This is a genomic window from Alistipes sp. An54 (genome assembly GCF_002159375.1).
In the GTDB taxonomy this organism is placed as follows: domain Bacteria; phylum Bacteroidota; class Bacteroidia; order Bacteroidales; family Rikenellaceae; genus Alistipes; species Alistipes megaguti.
Window position 1 is genome coordinate 31,919 of sequence record NZ_NFIA01000010.1, and the last position, 15,233, is coordinate 47,151.

Annotated in this window: 17 protein-coding genes; 4 read left to right on the forward strand and 13 right to left on the reverse strand. The window is 62.1% G+C overall.

Translation table 11 applies throughout. The features are described from left to right. Positions 1-36 precede the first annotated feature (36 nt). Genes B5G09_RS10000 through buk form a run of 3 tightly spaced genes read left to right on the forward strand, consistent with a single transcriptional unit; the run spans position 37 to position 3,310 of the window. Positions 37-1,239 (forward strand): acetate kinase, encoded by a 1,203-nt coding sequence (locus B5G09_RS10000; RefSeq protein WP_087311617.1) that lies wholly within the window; start codon positions 37-39, stop codon positions 1,237-1,239. Positions 1,240-1,287: 48 nt separating this feature from the next. Continuing rightward, positions 1,288-2,196, forward strand: a complete 909-nt coding sequence (locus B5G09_RS10005; RefSeq protein ID WP_087311620.1) for a phosphate acyltransferase — start codon at positions 1,288-1,290, stop codon at positions 2,194-2,196. A 46-nt stretch (positions 2,197-2,242) separates the two neighbouring features. Beyond that, positions 2,243-3,310, forward strand: a complete 1,068-nt coding sequence (gene buk, locus B5G09_RS10010; protein ID WP_087405046.1) for a butyrate kinase — start codon at positions 2,243-2,245, stop codon at positions 3,308-3,310. 36 nt (positions 3,311-3,346) lie between these two features. Here buk and B5G09_RS10015 read toward each other — a convergent pair whose 3' ends face one another. The 3 genes from B5G09_RS10015 to aroQ are packed head-to-tail and all read right to left on the reverse strand — an operon-like array spanning position 3,347 to position 6,751. Beyond that, entirely contained in the window at positions 3,347-4,798 is a 1,452-nt protein-coding gene (locus B5G09_RS10015) for a lipopolysaccharide biosynthesis protein (RefSeq protein WP_087405047.1), read from the reverse strand. Positions 4,799-4,801: 3 nt separating this feature from the next. Beyond that, the gene (pyk, locus tag B5G09_RS10020) at positions 4,802-6,277 is read right to left on the reverse strand and encodes a pyruvate kinase (protein ID WP_087405048.1); all 1,476 of its coding nucleotides are present in this window, start codon (positions 6,275-6,277) and stop codon (positions 4,802-4,804) included. A gap of 42 nt (positions 6,278-6,319) precedes the next feature. Continuing rightward, complete coding sequence (gene aroQ, locus B5G09_RS10025) at positions 6,320-6,751, reverse strand: type II 3-dehydroquinate dehydratase (RefSeq protein WP_087405049.1); 432 nt, start codon at positions 6,749-6,751, stop codon at positions 6,320-6,322. A 113-nt stretch (positions 6,752-6,864) separates the two neighbouring features. On the opposite strand from aroQ, the gene thiL reads away from it, so the two are divergent. Further along, entirely contained in the window at positions 6,865-7,803 is a 939-nt protein-coding gene (gene thiL, locus B5G09_RS10030; protein ID WP_087405106.1) for a thiamine-phosphate kinase, read from the forward strand. A 152-nt stretch (positions 7,804-7,955) separates the two neighbouring features. On the opposite strand, the gene B5G09_RS10035 is transcribed toward thiL, so the two are convergent. From B5G09_RS10035 to B5G09_RS10080, 10 genes are all read right to left on the reverse strand, one after another. Further along, on the reverse strand, positions 7,956-8,231 hold the full coding sequence (locus B5G09_RS10035; RefSeq protein WP_087311631.1) for a septum formation initiator family protein: 276 nt from the start codon (positions 8,229-8,231) through the stop codon (positions 7,956-7,958). Positions 8,232-8,237: 6 nt separating this feature from the next. Next, positions 8,238-8,873 carry a 7-carboxy-7-deazaguanine synthase QueE gene (locus B5G09_RS10040; RefSeq protein WP_087405050.1) on the reverse strand — a complete coding sequence of 212 codons (636 nt, stop codon included), beginning with the start codon at positions 8,871-8,873 and terminating at the stop codon, positions 8,238-8,240. Then, positions 8,873-9,415, reverse strand: a complete 543-nt coding sequence (gene hpt, locus B5G09_RS10045) for a hypoxanthine phosphoribosyltransferase (protein WP_087311635.1) — start codon at positions 9,413-9,415, stop codon at positions 8,873-8,875. The genes B5G09_RS10040 and hpt overlap by 1 nt, the downstream gene beginning before the upstream one ends. Before the next feature lie 193 nt (positions 9,416-9,608). Beyond that, complete coding sequence (gene rsxA / locus B5G09_RS10050; protein WP_087311637.1) at positions 9,609-10,187, reverse strand: electron transport complex subunit RsxA; 579 nt, start codon at positions 10,185-10,187, stop codon at positions 9,609-9,611. Positions 10,188-10,189: 2 nt separating this feature from the next. Continuing rightward, positions 10,190-10,774, reverse strand: coding sequence for an electron transport complex subunit E (locus B5G09_RS10055; RefSeq protein ID WP_087405051.1), 585 nt, complete (start codon positions 10,772-10,774; stop codon positions 10,190-10,192). Then, a complete protein-coding gene (locus B5G09_RS10060; RefSeq protein WP_241147629.1) occupies positions 10,767-11,432 on the reverse strand; it encodes an RnfABCDGE type electron transport complex subunit G in 666 nt (221 codons plus the stop codon). The genes B5G09_RS10055 and B5G09_RS10060 overlap by 8 nt, the downstream gene beginning before the upstream one ends. A gap of 13 nt (positions 11,433-11,445) precedes the next feature. Next, the gene (locus B5G09_RS10065; RefSeq protein ID WP_087311639.1) at positions 11,446-12,414 is read right to left on the reverse strand and encodes an RnfABCDGE type electron transport complex subunit D; all 969 of its coding nucleotides are present in this window, start codon (positions 12,412-12,414) and stop codon (positions 11,446-11,448) included. A gap of 42 nt (positions 12,415-12,456) precedes the next feature. Continuing rightward, complete coding sequence (rsxC, locus tag B5G09_RS10070; protein ID WP_087405053.1) at positions 12,457-13,806, reverse strand: electron transport complex subunit RsxC; 1,350 nt, start codon at positions 13,804-13,806, stop codon at positions 12,457-12,459. A gap of 17 nt (positions 13,807-13,823) precedes the next feature. Beyond that, entirely contained in the window at positions 13,824-14,810 is a 987-nt protein-coding gene (locus B5G09_RS10075; protein WP_087405054.1) for an RnfABCDGE type electron transport complex subunit B, read from the reverse strand. Further along, the gene (locus B5G09_RS10080) at positions 14,810-15,232 is read right to left on the reverse strand and encodes a SoxR reducing system RseC family protein (RefSeq protein ID WP_087311645.1); all 423 of its coding nucleotides are present in this window, start codon (positions 15,230-15,232) and stop codon (positions 14,810-14,812) included. The genes B5G09_RS10075 and B5G09_RS10080 overlap by 1 nt, the downstream gene beginning before the upstream one ends. Between the last annotated feature and the right edge of the window lies 1 nt (position 15,233).

The window sequence follows — 15,233 nt, forward strand, 5'->3', positions numbered from 1 at the left end:
ACGAATGAAACAACAAAGACTCAAAAAGAATAAACTATGGTAATTCTCGTATTGAACTGCGGTTCGTCGTCGATCAAATACCAGGTGATCGACATGACGGACGCATCGGGCAAACTGCTCGCCAAAGGACTCGTGGAACGCATCGGCCTTCCGGAGGGAGACCTCACGCACAAACCCGTGGGCAAGACGCCCTTCGAACTCCACCAGCCGATTCCCGACCATACGACCGGCATCAAACTGGTGCTCGAGGCACTGACCGACCCCTCGCACGGCGTCATCGCGTCGCTCGACGAGGTGAAGGCCGTCGGCCACCGCGTGGCCCATGGCGGCGAATACTTCCCGGCCAGCTGCCTGGTCACGGAGGATGTCAAGGCCAAGATCCAGTCGCTGTGCCAGATCGCGCCGCTGCACAACCCGGCCAGCCTCGAGGGAATCAACGCCGTGGAGAAGGTGCTTCCGGGCATCAGACAGGTGACGGTCTTCGACACGTCGTTCCACCAGACGATCCCGGCCGTGAACTACATGTTCGCCCTGCCCTACGAATACTATGAGAAATATCGCGTGCGCAAGTACGGCTTCCACGGAACGAGCCACAAGTACGTGGCACGGGTCGGCGCCGAACTGGCCGGTCTGGACTTCGCACATTCGAAGATCATCACCTGCCACATCGGCAACGGCGCCTCGATCACGGCCGTGCTCGACGGCAAGTCGTACGACACGTCGATGGGCTTCTCGCCGCTCGACGGTCTGGTCATGGGCACGCGCTGCGGCCAGGTTGACGCCAGCGCCATCACCTTCATCGGCGAAAAGGAGGGGATGAGCTACGCCGAACTCGACACGATGATGAACAAGAAGTCGGGCGTGCTGGGTCTGACGGGCATCTCGAGCGACATGCGCGACATCGACCGCGCCTACGACGAGGGCAACGAACGGGCCATCCTGGCGCGCGACATGTACTACCTGCGCATCAAGAAGTTCGTCGGGCAGTATGCGGCCGAGATGGGCGGCGTGGATCTGATCGTCTTCACGGGCGGTGTGGGCGAGAACTCGAGCGAGATGCGCGAGGCGGTCTGCACGGGTCTGGAGTTCATGGGCGTGGAGTTCGACCCGGAGGCCAACCGCGGCGCCCGGGGCGTGAACAAGCTGCTCTCGAAGGCCGACTCGAAGGTGAAGGTGGCCGTGATTGCCACCGACGAGGAGCTGATGATCGCCACGGACACCTACAACCTGGTCAAATAGAAGAGACAAACAAACAACGGATAAACCATCCCAAAAAACTCAAACATCATGATTCAGCATCTTACCGAGATCGTCGAAGAGGCGAGAAAGAGGGGTAAAAGACGTCTTGCCGTAGCCTACGGCCAGGATTCGCACACGCTGGCAGCGGTCTACGAAGCCTACAAGAAGGGACTTGTCGAGCCGACGCTCTACGGCGACAAGGCCGTGATCGAGCAGGTCTGCTCGGAAAACAACATCGACATCAAGGCCTTCAACATCGTCAACGAAACCAATGACGTGAAGTGCGTGCAGCAGGCCGTCGCCGCCGTAGTGGCCGGCAATGCCGACGTACTGATGAAGGGTCTGGTCTCGACGGACAAATACATGCGCGGAATCCTGAACAAGGATGCCGGCCTCTTCCCGCCGAAGGGCGTGCTGAGCCACGTCTCGATCATCGAGATGCCGTGCTACCACAAGCTGCTCATCATCTCGGACGTGGCCGTCATTCCGCTGCCGGACTTCAAGCAGAAGATGAAGCAGATCGGCTACCTGGCCCAGACGGCCAAGCTGCTGGGCATCGACTGCCCGAAGATCGCCTGCATCGCCCCCTCGGAGCAGGTTCTCACGAGCGTGGTATCGTCGACCGACGGCGCCATTCTGGCCAAGATGGGCGACCGCGGCCAGTTGGGCAACGTGATTGTCGACGGCCCGCTGTCGCTGGACGTAGCCCTCTACAAGGAGGTTGCCGAGCACAAGAAGGTGAAGGGTTCGTCGGTGGCCGGCGATCCGGACTGCCTGCTCTTCCCGAACCTGGAGTCGGCCAACGTCTTCTTCAAGAGCACGACGCACCTGTGCGGCGGCGAGCTGGCCGCCATGGTCATGGGTACGAACGTACCGTGCGTGCTGACCTCGCGCGGCGATACGAGCCTCACGAAACTCTACTCGATCGCACTGGCTTGCCTGGCCGTGAAGAAATGACCTTTGCGGCGGGATAGCCGCGCACTAACCCTGAACCGAAAACTTTATGAGCTACAAGATCTTAGCTATAAATCCCGGCTCAACATCCACAAAGGTCGCTCTTTACGAGGAAGAGCGGCCTTTGTTGGATTTGACGCTGCGCCATTCGACCGAGGAGCTGCAACGCTTCACCGACGTCATTGACCAGCTGGACTGGCGGCGGGGATTGATCCTTTCGGCCCTTCGCGAGGCAAACTTTCCGCTTCGCGAACTGTCGGCCGTCATCGGCCGCGGAGGGCTGATCCACCCGATACCGGCAGGAGTCTACGAGGTGAATTCGCGGATGCGCTACGACCTGCGCAACGCCGTGATGAAGCACGCCTGCAACCTGGGCGGACTGCTTGCGGCCCAGATCGCCCACATGGCCAAGGTGAAGGCCTACATTGCCGATCCGCCGGTGGTGGACGAGATGGACGACACGGCGCGGATCACCGGCATGCCGATGTGCCCGCGCAAGTCGGTCTTCCACGCCCTGAACCAGAAGGCCATCGCGCGGCTGCACTGCAAGAAGACGGGCCGCACATACGAGGAGACGAACCTGATCGTGGCCCACATGGGCGGCGGCATCTCGGTGGCAGCTCACCGCCGGGGGCGGATCGTCGACGTCAACAATGCGCTGGACGGCGACGGACCCTTCGCCCCGGACCGTGCGGGGAGCATTCCGTCGAGCGACCTGATCAAGGTCTGCTTCTCGGGACAGTACACCCGCGAGGAGCTGTTGAAATACGTTTCGAGCAAGGGCGGACTGGTGGCCTATCTGGGGACAAACTCCGTCATTCAGGTGATGGAACGCATCGCACAGGGGGACCAGCGGGCCCGGAAGGTGCTGGACGCCATGTGCTACAACATCTCGAAGCAGATCGGCGCAATGGCCGCCGCACTCGAGGGAGACGTGGAGGGCATTCTGCTCACGGGCGGCATCGCCTACAACGAGCCGGTCGTGGAGTATATCCGCCGCCACTGCTCGTTCATCGCCCCGGTGACGGTCTATCCCGGAGAGAATGAACTCGAGGCGCTGGTACAGAATGCGCTGGTGGTGCTGCGGGGGATCATCACCCCGAAAGTCTACGAATAGGAGCCGGGCATCGCACCCGAATGGAAAACAGATCGTCTACGCCTTGTGGACGATCTGTTTTTTCAGGAGGTCGCAGACCAGACGGAAGGCTTCGAGGCGGAAGAGGGCCGAGAGGCCGACGTAGAGCGCCACGCCGACCGTCACCCCGGCCAGCAGACGCAGTATGGCACTGTCGGGGATCCACATTCCGACGCCGCGTACGGCCAGCCACATCACGACGGAGAGCAGTGCCATGGGGAGCAGCGTGCGGAGGAAGCGGCCGAGGGTCAGCTGCGTGAAGCGGCGCGTGGCCCAGAAGTTGATGGCCATTTCGCAGAAGGCGATGGCGACCAGTCCCCAGACGACAGCCATGACACTGTGGGGGATCGTCACGGCAAAGATCACCGTCATAACGATCTTTTTCAGGATTTCGAGCCGCACGATGAGCGGGCCGGCGCTGCGGGCCTTGAGGATGTTCATCGAGATGACGGCCACGGGCGAGAACAACCCGGCCAGACAGACCACCTCGAAATAGGGGACCGTGGGCATCCACTCTTCGGACAGCAGCACGGCGAAGAGGTCGTGGGACACGGCCGAGAGCCCCAGCATGACGGGGAACATGACGTAGGCGACGATCATCACCACCTGGCGGTAGCTTTCGGTAAGTTTCGGAAGGTCGTCGCGGATCTTCGAAAAGGCCGGGAAGGTGACATTCTGCACGGCCTGGACGCCCGTCACCGCGGGCATGTCCTTGATCTTGACGGCCTGATCGAACGAGCCGAGCGTAGCGGCCGGATAGAGCGATCCGAGGAAGAACTGCGGGATCTTGTTGTAGAAGTTCGAGATCAGGTCGGTGGCCATCAGGCTGCATCCGAACTTCGACATCTCATACAGCGGCTGCGGGGAGAAGCTGCCGCGGGGGCGCCAGTCACTGAGCCACCAGAGGATGCCCGTGCGCAGCCCCACCGAGACGACCCGTTCGATGACCAGACTCCAGATTCCCCACCCGGCCAGCGCGCAGCCGATGGCGGCCAGTCCGCCGACGAGTGACGAGAGGAAGGTGACCTTCGACAGCAGGGCGAAGCGGAACTGCCGGATGAATATCGTGTTCTGCACGGCACACAGGGCCGTCAGCGGGAGCAGCAGGTAGAAGACCGGAGCAATCTCAGCGATGACGGGCATGTCGTACCAGCGGGCCAGCAGCGGCGCCGTAGCCACCATTCCCACGTAACAGCCCAGCGAGACGGTCATGTTGAAGAGAAAGACCGACTTGTAGTCCGTTCCCGAAGGATCCTTGCGGCGGATGAGGCCCTGCGAGAAACCGCCGTCGACGATGACCAGCAGCACGGTGACGATGGCCGTGGGGATGGCCATGAAGCCCATGATCTCGCGCGTCAGCAGACGCAGGATCACGAAGCGCACGGCCATGGTCAGAAGCATGGATCCGATCTTCTCGGCCATGCTCCAGGCGACCCCCTGAGTGACCTTCTCTTTGAGTTCTCCGGCCAAGACCTAGGCTTTCTGCTGGGCGACGATCTCGGCGTTGCGGCGCCGGAGATTTCTCACGTTGGAGATCTCGACGTACGAAGCGCCGCCGTCGGGGCCGAAGCTGCCGCCGACGATGGCCATCAGATCCTCGTCGTCGAGTTTGTGGTACTGGTCGATGAACTCCAGCGCATCGACCAGGAAGTGGTAGCGATCCGAGAGCTCCTGCTTGCGCAGAATGGGCACCACGCCGTACGACAGGGCCAGAATGCGCTGCGCGTGGAGCGAGTAGCAGACAGCCATGACGTTCTTGCGGCCGCGGAACGCCGCCAGATAACGCCCCGTGCGGCCGGTCTTGGTGTCGAGGATGACATACTTGATCGGCAGGTTGGTCGAGGCGCGCACGGCCGACCGGGCCAGCTGGGCGGTGATTTCGTGGTTTACGGAGACCATGTTCATGTCGATCATGGGCTGGAAGTGCTCGCCGTCGCGTTCGATGGCGCGGGCCACGCGGGCCATCGTCTCGACCGACTCGACGGGATAGTCGCCCATGGCGGTCTCGTCGCTCAGCATCACGGCATCGACGCGCTCGTAGATGGCGCTGGCCACGTCGCTGACTTCGGCACGGGTCGGGCGCGGCGACTTGACCATCGAATAGAGCATCTGCGTGGCGATGATCACCGGACGCTTGGCGCAGATGCACTTCTCGACGATGCGGCGCTGGGCATTGGGGATCTCCTCGGCGGGGAGTTCGACCCCCAGGTCGCCGCGGGCGACCATGATGCCGTACGAGGCCTCGATGATCTCGTCGATATTATCGAGCCCCTCCTGGTTTTCAATCTTGGAGATGATCTTGATATGGCTGCCGTGGGCGTCGAGGATCTCCTGAACGGCCTTCACGTCGCGTGCCGAGCGGACGAACGAATGGGCGATGAAGTCGACGTCGTTGCGCACGGCCCACTCGATGAAGCGGCGGTCCTTGACCGTCACCGACGGGAGGTCGATCGAGACACCCGGCACGTTGACGCTCTTGCGCGAGCGGAGGGCTCCGCCGACCACGAATTCACAGTCGAGCTCCTCGTCACTCTTGCCCAGAACGCGGATCTCCAACTCGCCGTCGGCGATCAGCATGCGGGCGCCGACAGGGATGTCGCGGACGATCGAGGGAACGTTCATGTAGATGACCTTGCGCGTCGAGAGGTCCGAGCCGTCGGAACCGCGCACGACGACACGGTCGCCGGCCTGGAAGCGAATGCTGTTTCCGTATTCATCGGCGATCGTCGTGACGCGGATCTCGGGGCCTTTCGTGTCGATCATGATCGGAATGGCGGGGTTAACCCGGTGTACGGTCTCGACGATCTTCGTGGCACCCTCCTCGGTAACGTGGGCCGAATTGACACGGACGACGTCCATTCCGGCATCGAAGAGCTTCTGGACGAACTCCTCGGTGCAGCGGAAATCCGACATGGTGGCGACGATCTTGGTGTTTTTCATGCGATACATAACGAAATTCTTTTTTGCGTTGATAACCTGTGAATCCCCCAATTATCGGGCCGCAGCGGCGTGAATCAGCGCCTCGACACCCAGACGATAGGAGTCGAGCCCGAAGCCCATGATCGACCCCATGGCCACGGAGGCGAGCAGCGAGGTGTGGCGGAACGACTCGCGGGCGAGGATCGAGGAGATGTGCACCTCGACAACCGGCACCTCGACGGCAGCCACGGCATCCCGCAGTGCCACCGACGTATGGGTGTATCCGCCGGCATTGAGCACGACGCCGTCGAAGCGGCCGTCGGCCTGCTGGATCGTGTCGATGAGCACCCCTTCGTGGTTCGACTGCACGTAGTCGAACTCGACCTGCGGATAACGGGAGCGCAATTCATCGAAGAGTTTCCCGAAGGTTTGCGTGCCGTAGACGGCCGGGTCGCGACGTCCCTGCAGGTTGAGATTCGGGCCGTTGAGAATCAGTATTTTCATGAGTTTACGGGTTATGGGTCCGCGCCGCGGGGATCGCGGCCGGGGAATTCGGAACAAAGGTAACTATTTTCGACGAAAAATCGGTATCTTTGCCCCACAGCCGCAACAAAAACATGACCGAATTCGGATTCATCGAACAGATACGCCGACTTTTCGCCCCGATTCCCGATCAGGGATTCGAGGGAATCGGCGACGATTGCGCCGTGCTGCCGCTCGCCGGGGGCGAGGCGCTTGTCTTCACGGCAGACCTGCTGACCGAGGGGGTCCACTTCCTGCGCCACGCCACCTCGGCGCGCGAACTGGGCGGCAAATCGCTGGCCGTCAATCTGAGCGACGTGGCCTCGATGGGGGCGCGTCCCGTAGCGACGCTGTTGTCGATTGCCCTTCCGCGGGATGCCGCCCAGTCGTGGGCGCTGGAGTTCATCGAGGGGTACCGCACGCTCTCCGAACGCTACTCCACGCCGCTTGTCGGGGGTGACACGACGCGCTCCGAAGCCGGCATCACGATCAACGTCACGGCCATCGGCCGCGCCCCTCTTACGCACCTCAAGCGGCGCCGCGACGCCCGCCCGGGCGACGTGATCCTTGCAGCGGGCAAACTGGGCGCCTCGGGAGCCGGACTGCGCGATCTGCTTGCCGGACGGCTCGACACCCCGCTGGCTGCCCTCCACCGCAACCCCGTGCCGCAGGTCGACGAGGGGGTGTGGTTCGGCTCGCGGCCGGAGGTCCACGCCATGATGGACCTCTCGGACGGGCTGGCTTCGGATCTGCGCCACATCCTCGACCTCTCGCACGTCGGGGCGGAGATCGACCTCGAACAGATTCCCGTGGCCGCGGGCTCCGACCTGCAGACGGCGCTCTGCGGGGGCGAGGACTACAAGCTGCTGCTGACGGCCGACACCGCCTCGGCCGAACGGCTCACGGCGGAGTTCCGCACACGCTTCGGCACGCCGCTCTACCCCATCGGCCGCATCACCTCCGAGGCGGGGCTCACCTGGCTGCGCAACGGCCGCCCCGAGCCCCACGACTGGCAGGGATTTTCGCACTATTAGCGGAGCACCCGCGCGGACCGAAACGACAGCCCGTACTTTCGCTCCACCGTCGTTCCGGGAGCAACTCACCGGCCACTCCCGCCAGCCCCCAAAAAATCGGGCCCTCTCCCGATGGAGAAGGGCCCGATTCGTTGGTGCCGCCTATCGGCCGTCTACTCTTCCAGGATGTAGACGTGTTCGTTGCGCCGCTGCATGTGGTAATGCTCGCGGGCATACTCTTCGAGATAGTCGTCGTAACGCAGTCTTTCGAGCAGCGTACTGTCCTGAGCGATCTTTTCGACGTAGAAGTCATACTGCCGCTCGAGGCCATTGATCTGCCGTTTGATCTTCACGGCATGCAGGGCGTTCCGCCCGATCACGAAGACCGAGAAGACCACGATGCCTGCCGTGAGGAGGATCCAGAAACGACGTCCAATCCGAATCTTCATCACCGGCTACGGAATATGCATATACTTGTGGGTCTGGATCGAGATGTTCCAGTGCGGATAGGCCTTGGCATACTCCACCAGCAGGGGCATGACCTCCTCCGAACGGCTCCACTCGGGCTGCAGGTAGAGCAGGCAACGCCGGCGTACGCGGGCGGCATTCTGCTCGGCCCACTCCAGATCGGCCTCCGATTCGATGATTACCTTCAGTTCGTCGGCCCGGCCGTATGCCTCGTCCAACGGGGGCTGCTGCCGCTTGGGCGAGAGGCAGACCCAGTCGAACACCCCGCTGAAGGGGTGCGACCCGGAGGTTTCGAGGAAGATCTCGAGACCCTTTTTGCGCAGTTCGTCGGTCAGCACGCCCAGAGGATAGAGCAGCGGTTCGCCGCCCGTAATGACGATGGCCTGCGCCGGACACGACGTGGCACGCTCGATGACCGTCCGCACGTCGGTCGGCGGATAGAGCTTCGGGTTCCACGTATACTTGGCGTCGCACCACCGGCAGCCGACGTCGCAGCCGCCCAGCCGGATGAAATAGGCGGGCTTTCCGGCATGGAAACCCTCGCCCTGAATCGTATAGAAGTCCTCGACGAGGGGCAGCAGCCGTCCGCCGTCGAACAACGCGGGATCAGTCGTCACAGCCATTACTCCGTCACGACGTAAATATCCTTCAGACTGCGGCCCAGCTGGTTGTAGTCCAGACCGTAGCCGACGATGAATTCATTGCCGATCTCCATGGCGCGGTACTTGATCGGGCGTGTCTTGCGGTAGGAGCCGGGCTTGAAGAAGAGCGTGCAGACCTCGATCGAGGCAGGTTTGCGCTTCTCCAGATCGCGGATCATGTGGTCGATCGACTCGCCCGTGTCGACGATGTCCTCGACGATGATGACGTGACGGCCCTCGATCGGCGTGGTCAGACCGATCAGACTGCGCACCTGTCCCGAGGATTCGGTGCCTTCGTAGGAGGCGAGTTTGACGAACGAGAGTTCGTTCTGGAAATCGATCTTCTTGATCAGATCGCTCATGAACATGAACGAACCGTTGAGAATGCCCAGAAACAAGGGGGTCTCCTTGTCGGCGTAATCGTGATTGATCCGTTGGGCGACCGCCTCGACCGCCTGGTCGATCTTGGCCGCGGGAATCATGATCTTGAACTTCCTGTCGTGAAGTTTTATGATATCCTCCATGCAGTTCGGGAATTTTTGGGGATTATGAGATTACAATAGTGCAAAAATAGCGAATTGCCGTCAAGAAACGAAGAAACGCCTCATTTTTTTACAAAGAAACGGTCCGCACGTCGCTGCACGAAGGCAGAACGACGTACGGACCAAATCGTTGGCGGGCGGCGGACCGGCGCAGGTCCGTCCCCGGGAGCATTCACTAAACCAGACCCGAGAAGCCGAGGAAGGCCATGGCCAGGATGCCGGCCGTGATCAGGGCGATGGGGACACCGCGGAAGGCCTTGGGCACCTCCTCGAACTCCAGACGCTCGCGGATGCCGGCAAAAATCACCAGTGCCAGGGCGAATCCCAGGGCCGTGGAGACCGAATAGGCGACGCTCTGCAGCAGGTTGAACTCCTTCTGGATCATGAGGATGGCGACGCCCAGCACGGCGCAGTTCGTGGTGATCAGCGGCAGGAAGATACCCAGCGCCTGATAGAGCGACGGGGAAACCTTCTTGAGGATGATCTCGACCATCTGCACCAGCGCTGCGATGACAAGGATGAAGACGATCGTCTGCATGTACTCGATGTGCAGCGGGACAAGGATATAGGTCTGAATGGGCCAGGCCACCAGCGCGGTCAGGGCCATGACGAACGTAACAGCGGCACCCATACCCATCGAGGTTTCGACCTTCGACGACACGCCCAGGAAGGGGCAGATGCCGAGGAACTGGGCCAGAACGACGTTGTTGACGAAGATGGCGCCGATGATGATTGCGAAATAGGAGATCTCCATGACTACTTCTTGGCTAATTTGTTAAACAGAACCATCAGATACCCCAACACGAGGAAGGCACCGGGTGCAAGGACGAAGATCAGGGGCGTGTAGTCGGAGATGCCGAGGCTGACGCCGAAGATGGCGCCGCTGCCGAGGATCTCGCGCACGGCGCCGATGACCGTCAGCGAGAGGGTGAAACCCAGACCGACGCCCAGACCGTCCATCATCGAGTCGACGGGCGAGTTTTTCGAGGCGAAGGCCTCGGCGCGTCCGAGGATGATGCAGTTGACGACGATCAGCGGGATGAAGACGCCCAGCGAGGCGTAGAGTGCCGGCACGAAGGCCTGCATCAGCATCTGGATCACGGTAACGAACGAGGCGATCACGACGATGAAGGCCGGGATGCGGACCTTGTCCGGGATGAGGTTCTTGATGAGCGAGATCACGAGGTTCGACAGGGTCAGCACGGCGGCCGTAGCCAGACCCATACCCATGCCGTTTTCGGCCGAGGTGGTGGTACCCAGCGTGGGGCACATGCCGAGCACCAGTACGAACGTCGGGTTGTTCTTGATGATGCCGCTCAAGGCGATTTTCAGTTTATTCATATTGCCCTCCTTCCTGAGCCACAGGCTCATTGGTTTGTTCAGCGACGGAATGCGTGGCACCGGAGGCGGTATCCGTAGCCTCGACGCCCGCAGCCACACTCTTGTAGGCCATCCAGGCGCGGTTGACGGCATCGACATAGGCACGCGAGGAGATCGTAGCGGCCGTCAGCGCATCGACATCGCCGCCATCCTTCGTCACGGCGAGTTTTCCGTCGACGAGTTTCTTGTTTTCGAGTTTCTGGCCCTGAATGCTGCCCAGCAGCGGGTTGCCTTCATCGGCCATTTTGGTTCCCAGACCGGGGGTCTCGGACTGTTCGAGGACGTTGACGTTGACGACCTCGCCGTCGGGCGTGAAGCCCACCATCAGCCGAACAACGCCGTTGAAGCCCTGTTTGGTCATCGTCTGCACGGCATAACCGGTCACCTGACCCTCTTTGGTGGCGGTGTAGACCGTAATGGGGAGTTCATCGACGGTCAGGGTCTGCTCCTCGGTCGAATCGAAGGCCGGGAGCACTTCGGCAAGAGCGGCCTTCGTGGCGGCCTCCTTGGCCAGGGCGATCGGCTCTTCGGTGATCATGTTCACGACGCCGACGCCGGCCGACGCCACGAGCGTAATGACGAAGAGGACCGCAGTCATGTTGACAAGTGTACTTTTCATGGATCCTTCCTCCTTATTTTACGCCGAAGCGTTTGGGTTTGACATACTTGTTGATCAGGGGCACGCAGGCGTTCATCAAGAGGATGGCGAACGACATGCCCTCGGGATAGGCGCCCCACAGACGGATGAGCATCGTGATGACGCCGATACCGATACCGAAGATCACGCCGCCCTTGACGGTCATCGGCGAGGTCGAGTAGTCGGTGGCCATGAAGACCGAACCGAGGATGGCGCCGCCGGCCAGTACGTGGAACAGGGGCAGCTGCCAGAGCATGGCGCCCGACTCGCCCTTGCACAGGGCCACCACGAAGGCGAACAGGGCCATCGTCACGAGGATCGTCACCGGGATGTGCCACGTGATGACGCGGCGCCACAGCAGGTAGACAAACCCGACGAGCAGGGCCAGTGCGGCAACCTCACCCAGCGAACCGGGCATGTTGCCCAGCAGCAGATCCTGCACGCCGAGGGCATCGGGGGCGGCCAGACCCTGTTTGACGGCCGCCAGCGGCGTAGCGCCCGACAGGGCGTCGAAGGCGCCGTTGACGGGCAGGGGCCAGGTGGTCATCTGCACGGGATAGGCCACGAGCAGGAAGACACGTCCGACCAGAGCCGGATTGAAGGGGTTCTTGCCCAGGCCGCCGAAGGTCATCTTGGCGATGGCGATGGCGACGAAGGCGCCGATGAGGACGATCCACCAGGGGATCGAGGCCGGGAGGTTGAAGGCCAGCAGCACGCCCGTAACGACGGCCGACCAGTTGGAGATGGTCAGCGGGCCGCGGACCACGTATTTCTGAATCAGGAATTCGAACACCACGCAGGCAGCGACCGAGAGGGCCGTCACCCGAAGCACGTCGACCCCGAAGACGATGGTCGAGACGACCAGCGCGGGCAACAGGGCGATCACCACGTCGCGCATGATGTGGGCCGTCGACTGCAAGGTCTGGACGTGCGGCGAGGGAGCGACAATAAGTTTGTTTGCCATAAGTGTTATCGTAAGTTTTAATTTTCGGATTGACGGACCGCGTTATTTTTTGGGGGCAGCGGCGGCCGCACGGGCGCGGATACGCCCCATGGTGGTCTGTTTGCCCAGACGGATCCAGTCCAGCAGCGGCAGATAGGCCGGGCAGGTCGACTGGCAGCAGCCGCACTCGATGCACGAGGTGATCATGCGGGCCTCGATCTCGTCCCAGTTCTTCTTCTGGGTCATCTTCGAGAGATAGTAGGGCTCCAGACCCATCGGGCAGGCGGCGACGCACTTGGCGCACTTGATGCACTGCGTGGCCACCCGGCGGCGGGCGTCGTGCTCCGACATCACGGTGATGCCCGAGCAGCCCTTCGTGACGGGCGAATCGAGGTTGACCATCGCGCGACCCATCATCGGACCGCCGTTGATCACCTTGCCCGTATTTTCGGGCAGACCGCCGGCGGCGGCGATCAGCGTCGAAACGGGGGTACCCATGCGCGTCAGCAGGTTCTTGGGCTCCCTGAGGCTCTTGCCGGTGATCGTCACCACGCGCTGAATGAGCGGCATGCCCTTCTGCACGGCCTGGTAGACGGCATAGGTGGTCGAGGCGTTGCAGACCACGGCGCCGACGTCGATCGGCAGTGCGGGCGGGGGCGGCACCTGACGGCCCGTCACGGCAGCGATCAACTGCTTCTCACCGCCCTGCGGATAACGCACCTGCAGCGGCACGACCTCGATTCCCTTGTACGCAGCGACGATCTTGCGCAGATGGGCGATGGCATCGGGCTTGTTGCTCTCGATACCGATGTAGGCCTTCTCGACGCCCACGGCCTTCATCAGGATCGTGACGCCAACGACCAGCTCTTCGCCGTGTTCGAGCATCACGCGGTGGTCGGAGGTCAGATAGGGTTCGCACTCGACGCCGTTGATGATGACGCATTCGGCCTTCTTGCCGGCCGGGATCGAGAGTTTGACATGCGTGGGGAAGGTGGCGCCGCCCATGCCGACGATGCCGGCCTGCTTGATGCGGTCGATGATCTCCTGCGCGGAGAGGCGGCACTCCTTGACGAGCGTTTCGGAGCGGTCAATACCCTCGGCCCAATCGTCGCCCTCGCGTTTGATGGTGATCATCATCTGGCGCAGGCCCTGACCGTTGGCCACCAGGTCGACGGCCGTCACCGTACCCGAGATCGGGGAGTGGATGTTTGCCGACATGAAGCTGCCGGCTTCGGCGATGAGCTGCCCCGTGAGGACCTTGTCGCCCTTGGCGACCTTGGCCACGGCCGGAGCTCCGATGTGCTGCGCGAGGGGAATCGTCACCACCTCGGGCAGCGGAAGCACCTCGATGGCCTTGGCGCTGCTCAGTTTGTTTGCCGACGGATGGACTCCGCCTATTGGAAATGTCTTCATATCTCTGCTAACGTTATTTACGATTCATGATTGGGCTCTGTCGGGGTCGAAGGAGCCTCCGCCGGAGCCGCTTTCGGGGCAACCGGAGCGGCCTTTTCAGCCGGAGCGGCCTTCGGGACAGCCGGTGCGGCCTTTTCGGCGGGCGCCGCGGCCTTCGGGGCGGCGGGAGCCTTGGGCTCCTTGGGCAGCGGATCCATGCCGACGAGCTTGATGGCACCCGTCGGGCACTCGTTGACACACTTGCGGCAGAGCTTGCACTTCTGCGGATCGATGTAGGCCAGGTTGTTCGTGACGGTGATGGCCCCGAAGGCGCAGACCTTCTCGCACTTGCCGCAGCCGATGCAACCGGCCTTGCAGGCCTTCATCACGACGGCGCCCTTGTCCTTCGAGACACACGACACATAGACGGCGCGGTTCTTGGGCCACTTCTTGCGCAGTTCGATGACCATCTTGGGGCAGGCCTTGACGCAGGCGCCGCAGGCCGTACACTTGTCGGGATCGACCTCGGGCAGCCCCGTTTGGGGGTTCATGTGGATGGCGTCGAAGACGCAGGCGGCCACACAGTCGCCGAATCCCAGACAGCCGAACGCACATCCGGTCTCGCCGACATAGAGCGATGCGGCCACGGCACACGACCGGGCACCGTTGTACTCGTTCGTGCGGGGGCGCTTTTCGCACGTACCGCCGCAACGGACCGTAGCGACTTCGGGCTGTTTTTCGGCCGCAGCCTTGCCCAGATAGCCGGCAATGGCCTTCATGCAGTCGCCGCCGCCGACCGGGCAGAAGAGTTCGGAGATGTCATCGCGCTTGACCAGGGCATCGGCCATACCGCGACATCCGGCGAAACCACAACCGCCGCAGTTCGCTCCGGGCAGCATTTTCTCCACCTCGTCGATCCGGGGATCCTCCTCGACGCGGAACTTCTGGGCCACGAAGTAGAGGATCACGGCGGCGAGCACACCCAACACGCACAGTGTCAGGATCGTGTAAAGTAATACTTCCATCAGATTTTAGTTATTGTAAATTGAATTGTGTGTTCGATTCTGCGGCGGAAGACCCACAGCAGCAGGTAGTAGATTGCCACGCTGCCCAGTGCGGCCAGCAGCCCTGCGCCCTCGGAGGCTCCGCAGACGACGATCGTCACGACGAGCGCCGCCAGCAAAACGACAAGCGCACCGCCATATGCCAGCATAACGGCGATGCGCCCGGCCTTTTTCCGGACACCGACCCGGACCTCCTCCCCGGGGCGATACTGCTCCGCGTCGGACGTCGGGACGACAATGATCTTCTCCTGCGCCTCGGCCATACCGCACGCCTGCCGGGCCTTGCAGGCTCCACAAGCGCTTTGCGAGGTGATCTTCACGCGAACGCACCTCTTTTCGACACGTTCGACGATCCCGTCGTGTTCGATGATTCCAGCCTCCACG

Excerpts from the sequence above, each read along its gene's own strand:
- B5G09_RS10000 (WP_087311617.1), top strand. The coding sequence starts at position 37 with ATGGTAATTCTCGTATTGAACTGCGGTTCGTCGTCGATCAAATACCAG.
- B5G09_RS10005 (WP_087311620.1), top strand. The coding sequence starts at position 1,288 with ATGATTCAGCATCTTACCGAGATCGTCGAAGAGGCGAGAAAGAGGGGT.
- buk (WP_087405046.1), top strand. The coding sequence starts at position 2,243 with ATGAGCTACAAGATCTTAGCTATAAATCCCGGCTCAACATCCACAAAG.
- pyk (WP_087405048.1), bottom strand. The coding sequence starts at position 6,277 with ATGTATCGCATGAAAAACACCAAGATCGTCGCCACCATGTCGGATTTC.
- aroQ (WP_087405049.1), bottom strand. The coding sequence starts at position 6,751 with ATGAAAATACTGATTCTCAACGGCCCGAATCTCAACCTGCAGGGACGT.
- thiL (WP_087405106.1), top strand. The coding sequence starts at position 6,865 with ATGACCGAATTCGGATTCATCGAACAGATACGCCGACTTTTCGCCCCG.
- B5G09_RS10035 (WP_087311631.1), bottom strand. The coding sequence starts at position 8,231 with ATGAAGATTCGGATTGGACGTCGTTTCTGGATCCTCCTCACGGCAGGC.
- B5G09_RS10040 (WP_087405050.1), bottom strand. The coding sequence starts at position 8,873 with ATGGCTGTGACGACTGATCCCGCGTTGTTCGACGGCGGACGGCTGCTG.
- hpt (WP_087311635.1), bottom strand. The coding sequence starts at position 9,415 with ATGGAGGATATCATAAAACTTCACGACAGGAAGTTCAAGATCATGATT.
- rsxA (WP_087311637.1), bottom strand. The coding sequence starts at position 10,187 with ATGGAGATCTCCTATTTCGCAATCATCATCGGCGCCATCTTCGTCAAC.
- B5G09_RS10055 (WP_087405051.1), bottom strand. The coding sequence starts at position 10,774 with ATGAATAAACTGAAAATCGCCTTGAGCGGCATCATCAAGAACAACCCG.
- B5G09_RS10060 (WP_241147629.1), bottom strand. The coding sequence starts at position 11,432 with ATGAAAAGTACACTTGTCAACATGACTGCGGTCCTCTTCGTCATTACG.
- B5G09_RS10065 (WP_087311639.1), bottom strand. The coding sequence starts at position 12,414 with ATGGCAAACAAACTTATTGTCGCTCCCTCGCCGCACGTCCAGACCTTG.
- rsxC (WP_087405053.1), bottom strand. The coding sequence starts at position 13,806 with ATGAAGACATTTCCAATAGGCGGAGTCCATCCGTCGGCAAACAAACTG.
- B5G09_RS10075 (WP_087405054.1), bottom strand. The coding sequence starts at position 14,810 with ATGGAAGTATTACTTTACACGATCCTGACACTGTGCGTGTTGGGTGTG.